Source organism: Acidobacteriota bacterium (assembly GCA_016703965.1).
Lineage (GTDB): Bacteria > Acidobacteriota > Blastocatellia > Pyrinomonadales > Pyrinomonadaceae > OLB17.
In genome coordinates, this window is the sequence record JADJBB010000025.1 from 827,278 (window position 1) to 841,432 (window position 14,155).

13 protein-coding genes are annotated in these 14,155 nt (G+C 52.1%); 6 read left to right on the plus strand and 7 right to left on the minus strand.

Annotated features, from left to right (window positions below):
- The first annotated feature begins 238 nt into the window (after nt 1–238).
- Entirely contained in the window at nt 239–2,794 is a 2,556-nt protein-coding gene (terL, locus tag IPG22_21265) for a phage terminase large subunit (protein MBK6590810.1), read from the plus strand.
- 292 nt (nt 2,795–3,086) lie between these two features.
- Entirely contained in the window at nt 3,087–3,845 is a 759-nt protein-coding gene (locus tag IPG22_21270) for a hypothetical protein (protein MBK6590811.1), read from the plus strand.
- 20 nt (nt 3,846–3,865) lie between these two features.
- Here the strand turns inward: IPG22_21270 and IPG22_21275 are convergent, their stop codons facing one another.
- Nucleotides 3,866–5,230, minus strand: coding sequence for a transglycosylase SLT domain-containing protein (locus IPG22_21275; protein MBK6590812.1), 1,365 nt, complete (start codon nt 5,228–5,230; stop codon nt 3,866–3,868).
- Nucleotides 5,231–5,341: 111 nt separating this feature from the next.
- On the opposite strand from IPG22_21275, the gene IPG22_21280 reads away from it, so the two are divergent.
- The 3 genes from IPG22_21280 (at nt 5,342) to IPG22_21290 (ending at nt 7,792) form a co-directional block, all read left to right on the plus strand.
- Nucleotides 5,342–6,187 (plus strand): sugar phosphate isomerase/epimerase, encoded by an 846-nt coding sequence (locus IPG22_21280; GenBank protein MBK6590813.1) that lies wholly within the window; start codon nt 5,342–5,344, stop codon nt 6,185–6,187.
- Nucleotides 6,187–7,158 carry a Gfo/Idh/MocA family oxidoreductase gene (locus IPG22_21285; protein ID MBK6590814.1) on the plus strand — a complete coding sequence of 324 codons (972 nt, stop codon included), beginning with the start codon at nt 6,187–6,189 and terminating at the stop codon, nt 7,156–7,158. The genes IPG22_21280 and IPG22_21285 overlap by 1 nt, the downstream gene beginning before the upstream one ends.
- A gap of 265 nt (nt 7,159–7,423) precedes the next feature.
- Complete coding sequence (locus IPG22_21290) at nt 7,424–7,792, plus strand: LITAF-like zinc ribbon domain-containing protein (protein MBK6590815.1); 369 nt, start codon at nt 7,424–7,426, stop codon at nt 7,790–7,792.
- On the opposite strand, the gene IPG22_21295 is transcribed toward IPG22_21290, so the two are convergent.
- Entirely contained in the window at nt 7,789–8,733 is a 945-nt protein-coding gene (locus IPG22_21295) for a hypothetical protein (GenBank protein ID MBK6590816.1), read from the minus strand. The two genes, IPG22_21290 and IPG22_21295, sit on opposite strands and share 4 nt — an antisense overlap.
- A gap of 130 nt (nt 8,734–8,863) precedes the next feature.
- Here IPG22_21295 and IPG22_21300 point away from each other — a divergent pair, with 130 nt between their 5' ends.
- Entirely contained in the window at nt 8,864–9,625 is a 762-nt protein-coding gene (locus tag IPG22_21300) for a hypothetical protein (protein MBK6590817.1), read from the plus strand.
- 410 nt (nt 9,626–10,035) lie between these two features.
- Here IPG22_21300 and IPG22_21305 read toward each other — a convergent pair whose 3' ends face one another.
- The 5 genes from IPG22_21305 to pheS all read right to left on the minus strand — a co-directional run bounded on the left by IPG22_21305 (nt 10,036) and on the right by pheS (nt 14,148).
- On the minus strand, nt 10,036–10,347 hold the full coding sequence (locus IPG22_21305; GenBank protein MBK6590818.1) for a cell division protein ZapA: 312 nt from the start codon (nt 10,345–10,347) through the stop codon (nt 10,036–10,038).
- Between the two features lie 15 nt (nt 10,348–10,362).
- Entirely contained in the window at nt 10,363–10,644 is a 282-nt protein-coding gene (locus tag IPG22_21310; GenBank protein ID MBK6590819.1) for a hypothetical protein, read from the minus strand.
- A gap of 80 nt (nt 10,645–10,724) precedes the next feature.
- Entirely contained in the window at nt 10,725–12,791 is a 2,067-nt protein-coding gene (locus IPG22_21315; protein MBK6590820.1) for a phenylalanine--tRNA ligase subunit beta, read from the minus strand.
- A 5-nt stretch (nt 12,792–12,796) separates the two neighbouring features.
- Nucleotides 12,797–13,030: a hypothetical protein gene (locus tag IPG22_21320; GenBank protein ID MBK6590821.1), complete on the minus strand. Its 234-nt coding sequence runs from the start codon at nt 13,028–13,030 to the stop codon at nt 12,797–12,799.
- Nucleotides 13,031–13,056: 26 nt separating this feature from the next.
- Nucleotides 13,057–14,148, minus strand: coding sequence for a phenylalanine--tRNA ligase subunit alpha (pheS, locus tag IPG22_21325; protein ID MBK6590822.1), 1,092 nt, complete (start codon nt 14,146–14,148; stop codon nt 13,057–13,059).
- Nucleotides 14,149–14,155 lie beyond the last annotated feature (7 nt).

Genomic DNA, 14,155 nt, shown 5'->3' on the forward strand with positions numbered 1-14,155 from the left:
TCACCAAAGTCCTCGTTAACCAGTGGTTAACACCATACGTTTAGGCGGTTTAGCGGTATCGTTCCGGCTGCCGGCGATTTGTGATCTCCCGACGGCGGGGTAGCACGAAAGTTGAGCATTCTGTGCAAAAGATATCAATTTACGCAAAGTGTGTTTTTGTGTGCATAACCTATCAATGTACGCACAATGGCATATCAATTCGGGGTAGTTTTCGGCTAGCGTGGAATGTTAGAAAACTATGCCGTACAACGATCCATTCATCCTCGAAAAACAAAAAGACTGTCTCAAACTCTACCTAGAACACAACGGCTCAGACCACGACCTGATCGAGCTCGAAATGCGCCGCCTCGGCTGGGAAACCTTCTCCCGCCGCATCCTCTACAACCGCAACCAGCGCGGCAAACACGTCAAAGGCTGGATCGACGCCCTCGGCTGGAAGCAGCTCCTGGTGGAGCGGTTTCTGGAAATGGGATATGAACGCGTCGAGTCAGAACCGCTTACCTCCCGGTCAGAACCGCCTGCGTCAGCGGGCGGAACGAAGATGAACCGCGAACTAGCCGGTTTTCACCTACCAACAAAGCGATCAGACAAAGGTCGCGACACGACACGATCGCCATTGAACCCTGGCGCCCTTCCGCCCGCTTACGCAGGCGGTTCTGACTCGGAAGCCGGGGCAAAAGACACTGGTGCATTCCATGCCTGGCTCAAACACGTCACGCCAAATTACGATTGGGATGCTAAACACCACAAGTACATCTGCGAGCAGCTCGCGAAAGTCGATTCGGGTGAGATCACGCGGCTGATGATCAACGTTCCGCCGCGTCACGGCAAGAGCGAACTCGTCACCGTCCGCTACGCTGCCTGGACGCTTAAGAATGACCCATCCAAAAACGTCATCATCGGCAGCTACGGCCAATCGCTCGCAAATCGATTCTCGCGAAAGATAAAACGCGTTCTGGGTGATGACTGGGTATTAAGAAAAACTTCCGACTCGGCAAACTCCCCTCCTTACCAAGGAGGGGTGGCAGCCGCTTCGGCTGACGGGGTGGTTCTTGGCCAAGGAATTGAGCCATGCCAATTTATGGAGAACAACGCAACCGTCACCTTTACCGCGTCTTCTTCTTTCATAACATCCGGATGTAAAGCCGGCTCGACCGATACCAGCCGTCGTCATGCCGGAGGAACCGTTGTTGCAGGCGAGGGCTCCTGCGTTCCAGTCGGCGGCGGCGAGCAGGATGCTCGCCCTCCAGTCGAGGAGTGTCCGTTCCCGTTCGTCACTTCCCGGCCGAAAAACACCGAGGCGGAATGGGAAACCTCAAAGGGCGGCGGCCTTCGCGCGGTCGGCGTCGGAGCCGGAGTCACGGGCTTTGGTGCGGATCTGATCATAATCGACGACCCCGTAAAAAGCCGTGCCGAGGCAGAATCACGAGCGCACCGCGAAGCAGTCTGGGATTGGTTCAACGACGACCTCTACACCCGCCTCGAACCTATCCAAACCCGCTGGCACGAAGACGACCTCGCCGGCAGACTGCTGAGACAAATGAACGAAGGCGAAGGCGAAGAATGGACGGTCGTGAATCTACCCGCTATCGCCTTGGGGATCGGGTCAGAACCGGGAGCGGTAGCGACTGGGCTCCGAAACTCCCCGCCTTACGTTGATTCGAGTATAACCTTACCTCGCTCCGCAAATTCGAACACATCGAACTCCGACGAGTTAGCGGATCCTCTTCCAGAGAACCACCCCGTCATCAGCCCAAAGCGGCTGATGCCACCCCTCCTTCGTAAGGAGGGGAGTTTCGAAGATGCTGCTTCACAGCTATATAAGCCTAAGGTTATTGGATTCCCACGTCTCTATTCGCGCCTCAACGACTGGAGCGCAAGCGTCCCGCTTGCCAACACCGGTTCCTCCGGTGTGGCGGCGCCGGGGCGCGAAAATGCTGAAGCGGAGCATTCAAGCCGGTCTTTGAAGGCAACGTCGGAGAGTGCTCTCGGGTTGAATTATGGTTATCGTCATCACGCCGGAGGAACCGGCGTTGGCATGCAGGATGCTTGCGCTCCAGTCCTTCACGCCGGAGGAACCGGCGTTGGCAAGCAGGATGCTTGCGTTCCAGTCGATCAGGTCGACCGGAAGCCCGGCGAATCGCTTTGGCCGAAGCGATTTCCGCTGGAAAAGCTTGAGCAGCGGCGCAAACAGATCGGTACGTATTCGTTCTCATCGCTTTATCAGCAGCGGCCGATTCCGGCAGAGGGCGGGATGTTCAAGCGGGAGTGGTTCGGACGCATCATCTCGGCACTGCCGCCGGGTTTGCGGTGGATACGCGGCTACGATCTGGGCGTGACGGCGACGGAAAATTCTGATTACACCGCGAGCTTCCGCGTGGCTTTTGATCGCGAAGAGAATATGTACATCGACGGCGGCTTTCGGCGGCGAATGGAATTTCCGGAGCAGCGGCGTTATCTCCTCGCTCGGCTCGAGGCTGAGGCGAACACCGAACACTGCGTCGAGTCAACGCACAACGGTGAGGCACTTGTGCAGGCGATCAAAAAAGACCGGCCCGGCCGATTCCATCTCGTCCGGACGCTCAAAGTTAAAGACCCCAAGACAGCTCGGGCACTCGAATGGATCAACATCGCCGAACAGGGGCGTCTTTTCCTGATCCGCGGCGCCTGGAATGAGGAATTCATCGACGAATGCTGCTCGTTTCCGCTAGGGACACACGACGACCAGGTGGACGCAGTTTCGCTCGCCGTTAAGGCACGGCGATGCTCGAACAGCAAGTTACACAGATTTTAGGCCCGCTGCCCGCCGAGGGTAATAGCCGCAAGAATAATGGCGACGAGAAAAACAACGACGAGACGAAAAATGCGCGAAGATTCGAACATATACAAATACGCCCGGCAGCAATACCGCCTTTCCCAACCGGATGAAATTACTAGATGTGGCGATTATAGACGGAAGAAGAAGAATGTCAAGAAAAAAGACCGGAGCGCAAGCGGAACGCTCGCACCCCGGTCAAATGTTGACTTTGTTATCAGTTCGGAGTAAAACCGTGATAAGTATTTCGCCCCTCCAAAACCTAATAGCTATGAAGACGCTGATCTCATTGCTAATCCTGCTGGCCTCGCTGTCTGCCGCCTACGGCCAGCGGACGGGCAAGCTCGTTTTCTGGAGCGGCGATCCGGGCTGCGGGCAAAAGAGCCGATCGATCACACCTGATGACAAATTCCTCTGCGGCACCGTTCAGACAGAACGCGGCCCGGTGAGCACCATCACGCATAATGGCGTTACGCTCTCCGTCGCTTTCCTTGAAGATAGCAAATACAACATCGTCGGCGCCGGGATCACGAATGATACAGCAGAACCACTATTTTTCGATGCCGATATGTGGGGCGCAGCCCATTTCAAGAAAAAGGAAGATCTTCAGTCGCGGAAAAAGCCCGTTTTGGCCGAAACTTCGATCCCGACCCGCGACATTCTGCGTCAAATGGCAACCGGGGTGCGCCAGGAAAGCTCGCTTGATACATTCATTGCCGACGGCCAAAAGGTCAATGAAACCAAGGAAATTCGCCGTCAGGACGGCACCCGTTACAAGGTAGATGTGATCGTTCCCGACAAGCAAACCCAGGAGGCAGTAGCCCGCCAGAACGCCGCCCGCTCAGAAATGGTCATGAGCGAACAACGCCGCATCCGCGAAACAGCCCTGACCGCAAAATCAGTGCAGCCCGGGCAATCAATTAAAGGATTGGTCTATTTCCGGCGGTTAAAGAATGTCGAGTTTGTAGTATTTTCGTTAAGCCTGGACGGGACAACATATGTATTTCAGCTGCCGAGGGTGAAGAAATGAGGTCGGTAAAAAATAACCTTTTACTTCCGCACCAGATCTTCGGTATACAGCTCGCGATAAACACGATAATTGTTCATCACCTTAAATACGTAGTTCTTAGTTTCCGCGAATCCGATCTCAGCCGCAAAAATCCCGGGCTCTCTGGGCTTCGATCGGTTGAGCCAACGCAACGCATTATCTTCGCCGCCGTTATAGCTTGCGGCTATCGCTTCGTACATTCCATTGAATTCGCGGCTCAGATCAGCGATATACTCGCACCCGATCGCAATATTGGTTTTGGGATCGTACAGGTCATCCGCCTGGAGCCCCGCGTAACCGGCTTTCTTGTTATATTTCAAAGCCGTGTCGATCACGAGTTGGAGCAGCCCGCGCGCCGCAGACGGCGATTTCACACCGGGACGGAAGCTGCTTTCCTGCTTCATGATCGCAAGCACAAATCTCGGGTCAACCTTCCGCGGCTTAGCAGCGGCGAGGACCTCGTCGCGAAACATAACGGGAAAATCCTTAGGCGAAACCTGAACGATCGCCTTGACCTGATCGGTCTTCGAATACCGGTCAGAGGCAAGCCCGCTGTAATACGAGGTCGCGCTATCCGGGATCGAGACGTAGGTATTCGCCGCCTGTTCACGCTGCCCGGCTTTCTCGAGCGAGAAGGCCTTGAGGTACTTGACCTCATCCATTCCGGTCATCGAGCCCGCAAACTTGGCCGAGAGCAGCATAGTATCTGCAGTCAAAACAGCGTCGGTCCAGTGCCCCCGATAGATATGCATTCGCAAACGGGCGTGCAGAGCATTCGCCTCGGTTGGTTGGCCGGGAAATCTGGTACGGGTCCTGTCAACCCAGTCGTTCGCCTCGTCATACTTCCCTGCCTCGCGGAGTGCGTCGATGGTGTTCAGATAACTGCCGTCGATACGCTCTCCGGTCGGGTACATTACTGTGTACTGTTGGTAGATCTTCGCAGCCTCGACATTCTTTCCGAGCCTCACGTTGCAGGCACCCTTGAAATAGAGCCCTTCACGGCCGTCTTTGGTGGCAGGAAACTCACGGGCCACGCGATCGAGGAACGGGATCGCCTTAGCATATTCGCGTTCCCAATAGTACGAACGCCCAGTCATAAACAACGCTCCCGACATAGCGGGATCGTTCGGAAACAAGTCGAGGATCTTGGAGAAATGCCCCCGAGATTGCGGAAACTGGCGGTTGTCGAAATAGATCTGACCACGGCTCAGATGCTCGGCAGCGGTCAATGTTATCAGTTTCCCACTGGCATCGCGGCTCGCCTTGTCCTTCTCGATCACAGCCCGCAAGGCGGCATCCGAGGCCTGGGCATTCAGGAAGGTACACGAGAGAAAAATAGAAAACGCGACGGACAAGATGAATTTCATAGGCGGGCCTCGGCGGCAGTCTCTACAGATTACCGATTCTTTGACGAGAATTCAAAAATCAGAGTTGCAGCCGATTTGGTTTCACAAAACCAACACGCTAAAATCACCCTCATGAAAATTGCACTCAACGGAGCAACCACGATGCACGCCGACCTCTCGACAGACATCCTCGCCGCCTCGGCCGCCGGATACGATCTGCTCGAGATCTGGTCGGCAAAGCTCTATAAATATCTCGAAAACAAGACCGCGTCCGACCTGAAGGCCGAACTGCAAGCCGCAAATCTCGAGCCGTATTCGATCAACTCGATCGAGCACATAACCTTTCGCACGGATGCCGATTACGCCAGGATCAAAGCCGAATGCGAACTGCTCTCACGCGTTGCAAGCGAGATCGGATGCCCGTATATCGTAGTTGTTCCGGGCAAATTGCCCGCCGATGCTACAAAAGAAATCATCATTGAGGAATCGATCCGGGTTCTGACGGAGTTATCTGATATAGCAGCAAATCACGGCGTCTCGCTCGCGTTCGAGTTCCTCGGCCAAACAGATTGCTCGGTCCAAACGCTTGACTTGTGTAACGAGATCGTGGAGAAGGTTGCGCGTGATAACGTAGGAAATGTGATCGACTCGTTCCACTTTTATGCTGGAAATTCAAGCTTCGAAGCGATCGACCGCATGGATCCGAAGAAGCTGTTCATCTTTCACATCAACGATGCCGAAGATCTCCCAAAGGAGCAACTCACAGATGCCCAACGTCTGTATCCCGGCACGGGAGTTCTGCCGCTCCAAGAGATGAAAGAGCATTTCGACAAGATCGGCTACGACCGCATGGTCAGCATCGAGATCTTTCGGCCTGAGTATTGGGCACAAGATCCGTTTGAGGTAGCGGCAAAAGCTAAACTCGCAACTGAAGAAACTCTCGGACTCGGCAAATACGCCGCGGGTGGTAGCTGGTAATGGATAAAGTAAAGATTGGAATCGTTGGAACCGGCTACGTCGGAAATGTTCACGGCGGTATCTACGCCCGCGATCCGCGGGCTGAGGTTGCTGCTCTATTTGACATCATTCCGGAGCGTGCTCAGCAAACGTCCAAACGCATCGGCGGCAGGGTTTGCTCGTCACAGGAAGAGCTGCTGGACAACTGCGATGCTGTTCTGGTCTGTGCCCCAAACAAAACTCACATCTCGATAGCCTCAGCGGCGATCGAAGCGGGAAAACACGTATTCTGCGAAAAGCCATTCTCGCTCGGGATCGAAGATGCTGCGTTATTGCTTGAACGAGCGAACGCCAGCCAAAAGGTATTTCAGGTCGGCCACAATCGGCGTTTTGCTCCGGTTTACACAACACTGAAGGAGATGATCGCCAGCGATCCGGCCCACTCAGCTCACATCAAAATGAATCGCGGCGAGCTGAAAAACCCAGTGTGGACCGGCGATGTCAGCGTGACGGGAGGCTTTCTTTACGAGACCACGATCCATTTCTTCGATATGCTCAGGTTTCAGTTCGGCGAGATCGAGGAACTTGTCGCCTATGGCTCGCAGCATGAATACCCTGAGATCGATGAATTTTCGATAATCTTCAAATTCAAGAGCGGTTTCCATTGCTCGTTCGCTTCGTCGTCGGATGCGAGTTGGCTTTTCCCGTTCGAACGGATCGAGGTGTTCTGTCATCACCGCACTATAATTACCGAGGAAATGGTGCGAGTGCTCGACTGCCGCGGAACCCATGCGGATTTTACCACGCATTCGTTCCACACTTTCGAAGAAGACCACCGCCGGGGCTTCCTACAGGAAGATGCCTCGTTCATCGATTGCATCCTAAACGGAACCGAGCCCAAGGTCACGGCGTATGATGGTTATAAGGCGGTCGAACTCGTCGAATCGGTCTATATGGCGATCAGAACGGGAGAAAAGGTTCGGTTTGATTAAGGATTAACCACGAAAGTGCGCAAAAAAACACAAAACGTGATCTTAGTTTTCCTGTCAGTTTTGCATGTTTTTGCTGTTTCTTCTTATAGATCCTTGGTTACGGCCCTTATTTTAGGTTCCGACGATTTCTCTGATATTATTACTGCCGAAAGTCGATTGACTTGATCTGGTTATGAATACTTGTGCAAACTGCGGAAAATTGAACACGCCTGAAACGAACTTTTGCAGATTTTGCGGCACTAAGTTTCATATGGGTGCGCAGCCAATGCCCGCAAACCCATACGACCACGCGGCTCCCCGGCCCTACGCCTGGAAGACAGACGAATTTCAAACTCAGAATGATGCCCGCAAAACGGTGCCGGGTTTAGATCAGACGGCTCAATTCAATCCAAACAACAGTAACTTTCGCCCGGCTCCACTCGCTTATTCGCAGCCGCAGCAAATCGCACATTCGTTCCGCTGTCCCCACTGTATGAGCACTTATATGCCGCGGATCGAACGAAAGATCTCAACCGCCGGCTGGATCACGTTCGCAGCCCTTCTTGTGTTTTTCTTTCCGCTTTTCTGGATCGGCCTGCTGATAAAAGAAGATGTTTTGATCTGCCAGACGTGCAATACGAGGATTGGCAGCTAACGATAATAGTAGCCTTTCGGATGCTCGATCTTGATCTCAGGGTTGGTACTCATGACCTGAACCTTATGATAGCCCTTGTTCATGTGGGTTGAGAGGTAAGTGATCGAGAACTGACGATTTAGAGCAATATTAAGCTCTCTAAAGAATGGTAAATAACTCGTTGGAGCGATCGAGCCTTGATAAAATGCCCTTCCGCCGGTTTCCTCCGATATTTTGGCCAGAGCCCCTTGAGCAGCGTAAATAAAGGTGGTGTTTCCATTCTCAGTTGTTGTCGTGGGTGAATAGAACGAATAAATTGCAACCCCTTTTCGCTGAGCCTTTAACACAGCCTGCTGAAGATCGAAACTCTGCGTAATCGAAGCAAGACTTGCTCCTTGCGAGGTATCCAGCCCGTCGGAGAATAAGAGGATCGCACGCCTGCCCGTCGGAACGCCGTCAAAGCGACCAAGAAGTTCCTGAACTCCATCATAAGGGCTCCGCGGAGCAAAGCTGGAACTTCCGGAAACTATCCTCAACGATTTCGCAGCCTTTTCGCGATCATCGGTAAACCGCTGTACAACTTGCGGCGAGCCGCTGCGGGTATACGCAACCATTACTCGAGTACCTTCGGGTAATCCACGAATAAAATTCTGGATATCCTTGATCTGAAGGTTAAAGTTTGTCGCCAGATCTTCTTGAATTACGAACGCGATCGACATTGGCGATTCACTCACGCTGCGGATCGATAAAATCTGCTGTTCTTCGTTGTCTTCCTTTACACCTAATCGATCTGCCTGCACATATTCCTGAGCCTGATTATCTCTGAGTTCCGCCTTTGTAAATATTGAGATTGGGATCGTGACTGTGCGAACCTTCTGCTTCTGCTCGGGCGTCTGTGCAGCGGCCGCGATAGCGAACATCGCTGTTATCACAATTGAGAATAGAAGCTTTGATTTGCTCATAAGATATTACGTTCCGTCAGTCGTTGACTGAATAATAATATATTTGTTAAAAAACGCTAAATTTTGTCATGAGGAAAGTCGACCGCCGGTTTCCGCACTTTTTGATTTCTTGCGCTAGACTTTAACTTCGATGGGAATACACGACATCACACCGGCAGAACTAAATCGCGGAAGAAAGCTTGCTATCGGCGGCATCGCGGCCCCGCTGGCATTAACCGTTATTCCCGCGATCGCAACATTTTTACTGGTATTTCTTGCCGCGAGTGGTCCACCAGTAGCCGCAGTTATCTTCTTTGTCGGAATGATCGTAACTGCACTCGGTTTTTTATCGGGTTTGATAATCTCCGGTATCTTATTCGGGCGCCGTGCAAAATGGACCAACGAAATGAGAGAACGCATTGCGGCCGATGGCATTAAGGCTGAAGAGATCGGATGGTTTCGCCACGAACTCAAAGCCAACGAGAAAAAAGCCCTGAAAGCCGTCGAAGCCCGTGATCTGCTCCTCGCCGATGCTTACCGTGAAACACTTGCATCACGGCTAACCGCTACGCGGATAATTAAATCGTCGAAACGGGAACTTCAACTAGCAAAAAAACGACAAGGGAGTTTACGCCAGCTCAAAAGCTCGCGTGCGGAGGAATTTCAGTCAGAGATCGAGAAGGATGTCGAAAAGATCTCAAAGATCAATGACGAAGCTCGAAACATGCTCGCTGAGGCTGAATCGCGGCTCCAGATGATCGAAGCTGCGGCTAGGCGACAAGGCGGACTTGCCGATTCGGAGCTAGCCTTGAAAAAACTCTCGGCCCGATCCTCCGAGCTTCCACTTGCTCTCGAAGCCGCTAAAATGTCCGAAGAGATCAGGCTCGAACTCGAGAACGAAGAGATCGAATAGCCCCGCAGCGCACACCCGAGCAAAAACGAAAAAAGGCTGCCTTTGCAGACAGCCTTAATCAAGAAAAGATTATGGCGAATGAGGACCGCGGAACCGTCAGGACGTATGAATTGAACCTGTTATTTACAGGTGGGTGGCTTTCTGCTCTTGCGAGCATCAGAGCCAGTGCCTATGGCGTTTGCTCTCGTGGAGAAACGCACCGAAACCGGCATTAGCCTCCCGGCATTCATATGTTGGCTCAATTGTTATATCGTCCAATAACGAGAACCGCAGAGAAAACCTTCGCCACTCTGGATACTAGCATATTCGTCGAAAATCGGAAATGAAAATCGACGATTTTCAACCCGATTTAAATGAAAAATGGCGGACGTTTCCCCCCCCCACCAATCATCTCCATATCTGGTCAAACCTCAAGCCGGTTGAGGATCGGTTTCGCGGTATTTTAGAAGTCTGTCGAGCCGTTCAGAACATTCAGTACTGCGTATCCCGAGCTGGGAATCAACCTGTTCCTGGGTGTGCTTTAACTGGTAATACTCGTCGGCGATGTGCAGGGCCGCGAGGATCGCAACCTTAAGCGAATCAACGGTCATTGTTCCTGATGCGATCTCGCGCATCTTGGAATCGACGTAGCCCGCGAGGTCCTGAATGTACTCGTTATCGCCGTCAGACCTGATGCTGTACGTCTGGTTATAGATCTCAACTCTGATCGTCTGCTCTGCCATTTGTTTTCAGAACTCCTATCGCCCGATCGCTGCCGCAACTTCGTCATCGATCAACGCCATGGCATCGAGCATTGCTTCAACCTTAAACTGGATCGCCTCTCTTTCTGAAAGCACCGCTGCAAGCCTATCTTCCGCAATTCTCTTCTCCGCGATCGCCGTTGCCGTGTCACGTATTAGAGCCTCAGCCTCGCGTTCGAGACGCTCCTTTTCGTCACGCATTTTCTTCGCGTACTCGATTGTGAGATATATCTTGTCCTCGAGGTGCGAGAACTTTTCCATGCCGGTCAAAGCGTTCATGCAGCGGTCTCCGATCTGTTGCCTGTGGAAATCATTATGTTGAGTTTTATTCGAAACTTCAAGTAATGTGTCAGCTTTTCTCAAAAACGTGGTTTGATACCCAGATCCGTTTCGAGCTGCCCGATTATCTTCTTATGCAGAACTTCAACTTCTTCTTCAACCAACGTCCGTTCGTCACTACGGTATTCGAGTCTGATAGTTATTGAACGTTCATCTACCTCAAGACCTTTACCCTCGTAAATGTCTACAAACGCGACGTTTCGGCAAAGTTCATTTCCCTGTTCGACGATTGCCGATCGGATCGTTTCGAACTCCATTTTGCGATCCACAACGAAGGAAACGTCGCGAACAACACCAGGAAATTTCGCGAGTGGCTTATACGTGATCTGATCCGCATTCTCAGCTAATGCCGTTGAAAGGTTGAGTTCAGCTACATACACCGGTTGCTTAAATTTATACGTGGACGAAATATCGTCACTCAAACGGCCGATATACCCGATCGCTTTTTCGCCGACCATTATCTTTGCCGATTGTCCCGTTCGGAGATGCTTCACGTCAGCCGCAACAAATGTAGTATTCACAATTTCGGCCGCTTCCAAAGCAACTTCGACAGAGCCTTTAGCGTCGTAAAAATCCAATTGCCGGCTGACCATCGCACGGCTCTGATTCACCTCGCCGCCCGTAACGACGAGCGCAAATGATTTCTGCTCATTCGGCAAACCGTCTTCACCCGCCTTCGCGGCAAAAACCTTCCCGATCTCGAAGAGCTTGATGTCGCGGCGCTGATGGTTCAAATTAAGCCGCACGGCATCCAGAAGCCCGGGCAGCGAGCTCGCCCTCATTCGGATCGCTCCCTCGATCACGGAATCGTGAAGCGTTACGTAAGGTTCCGCGAGCGAATCGTCTATCAGTCCGGGAATGATCTCGAAAACGCCGTCGTGCTTCGTATCGATAAAACTGTACGAAAGAGCTTCGTCAAACCCCGTATCGATCAAGGCCTGTCGCAGCCGTTTCTCTCGGGATTCGGTTGGTTGATATTCTCCCGCACCAAAAGCAGGCGGCAATTCCGAACCGATATTGTGGTATCCCGCATGGCGGGCAACTTCCTCGACCAAATCTTCCTCTATTTTAATATCATGCCGCCAGGACGGAGCAATGAACATCTGAGGAGCGGTCGCATCTTCAGCGGAAATTCCCAAAGAATTAAGAATTCGTACAGATTCCGCGGGGCTAACATCCAAGCCGGTCAGCCGTAGAACTGCCGCAGAAATGTCCGGAGACGAAACGCTGTGCGGAGTTCTTTTTGTCGGGTAAACGTCGACAAAATCACCAGCCTCGCCGCCTGCGAGTTCACAGATCAATTCAGTTGCCCGGTTTGACGCGGCTGCGAGATTGTCTATATCTACGCCACGTTCGAACCGATAACTTGCCTCAGTTGCAAGGTTTAGCTTACGCGAAGTCGTGCGAATATTTTTCCGCTCAAAATACGCAACTTCAAGTAACACGTTAGCGGTATCGTCTGTGATGCTCGAATAAAGGCCGCCCATCACTCCGCCGATTGCGGCGGGCTTTTCTGCATCGCAGACGACAACCATCGATTCGTCAAGTTTGCGTTCAACCTCGTCGAGCGTAGTTATGATTTCGCCGTGTTTTGCTTTCCGAACTACGATCCGATTCCCCGAAAGCTTATCCAAATCGAATGAATGCATGGGCTGCCCAAGCTCGTGCATGACGTAGTTCGTGATATCGGCAACGTTATTGATCGAGCGTTCGCCGATCGCTTCGAGACGGTCAACGAGCCATTGGGGCGACGGCCCGATCTTAACGTTTTTGATTATACGAGCGGTGAATCTATGGCAGAGTTCCGGGCAATCTATCGATACAAAACTGCCGACTGAATCATTCGCAGTCTTTTTCTCGCGAGTTTGTAGAGGAATATTCTCAATAGCACCGATCTCACGGGCCATGCCGAGATGTGAAAGGCAATCAGGCCGATTCGACGTGAGATCGATATCCAGGACCAGATCATCACCGTGCGGATGAATTCCCTCGACAGCTAAACCCACACTAGTGAGCTTTTTACCAAGCTCATCAGCGGAGAGATCGATATCGATCAGATCTTTAAGCCAGTTATAACTAATGTTCATTACAATTACTTTGGATTTCGAAATATCGAATTTCCGGAGAATATCAGGAGAAGAACAACAAAGCCTTGGAGTATAGTTCCGATATAAAAGACTATCGGATGTGCCGCTAACATCATTCCATCGGAACTGCTGCCGTACAGCCTGCCGTCCTTAATTTCAAATACGAGCATTGCCGCCAGCAGCGAACCTAGTATAAGGGCGATGACTCCGATCCAACGTTTGTTAGTTCCAGCGGCCATGGCATTTATCGCTCAGAAAAGCTCTCTTACTTAAACTGCTCCAAAAACCTCACATCGTTGTCGAATATCAACCGAATGTCGTCAAGCGAATACATCAACGCACACATCCGTTCAAGTCCAAATCCAAACGCAAAGCCGGAATAGACCGTGGGATCTACTCCGCATTCACGTAGAACATTAGGATGGACCATTCCCGAACCGCCAAGTTCGATCCAGCCTGAGCCTTTGCAGGGGCGGCAGCGTTCGCCTTCGAAAACGCCTGTACCGTGGCATTTAAAGCACGAGAAATCGAACTCGGCACTGGGCTCAGTGAATGGAAAGTACGACGGGCGAAAACGCGTGATAGTATCCTCGCCAAACAGACGTTTGAGCCATTCGGTTACCGTTCCCTTCAGATGGGCCATTGTGATGCCTTTATCGACGCAGAGGCCTTCGATCTGGTGGAACATCGGCACGTGCGTCATATCGGGTGTATCACGGCGGAAAACCTTGCCCGGTGCGATGATCCTGATCGGAACACCGCGGCGTTCCATAGCCCGGATCTGAACCGTCGAAGTCTGCGAGCGGAGAGCAAAACCTTGAGTCGTATAGAACGTATCTTGCGATTCCCTCGCCGGATGATCTTCCGAGATATTCAGCGCGTCAAAATTGTAATAATCGGTCTCAATCTCACGATCATCCTCGATCGCGTAGCCCATCGAAACGAAGATATCCTCGATCCTTTGACGAAGTATCGTGATCAGGTGCAAATGCCCTGTTTTCGGCCGTCTGCCGGGCAGTGTAACGTCGAGTCGCTCTCGCTCGATCTTGGCATTAGAAATGTACTCGTTGAGGCTGAATTCGGTCGCTTCGATCGATGCCGCGATCTCTTTTTCGACTGACTGGACCAGCTGCCCGAACGCACCACGTTCCTCGGCGGGTAAGCGGCCGATAAGTTTCATCGTTTCCGCGATCGCCGATTTTTTTCCGGTGTGACGAACCTTTAGCTCGCTGACCTCACGCCGTTTCGCCTCAACCTCATCGAGCGCAAGGCCATCAAGCGAAAGCTGCGCGTAAGGTGCAAAATTTCGAGCGAAAGCGGCACGAACCGATTCAACCCTTTCTCGTTCTTCAGACATAGATTCT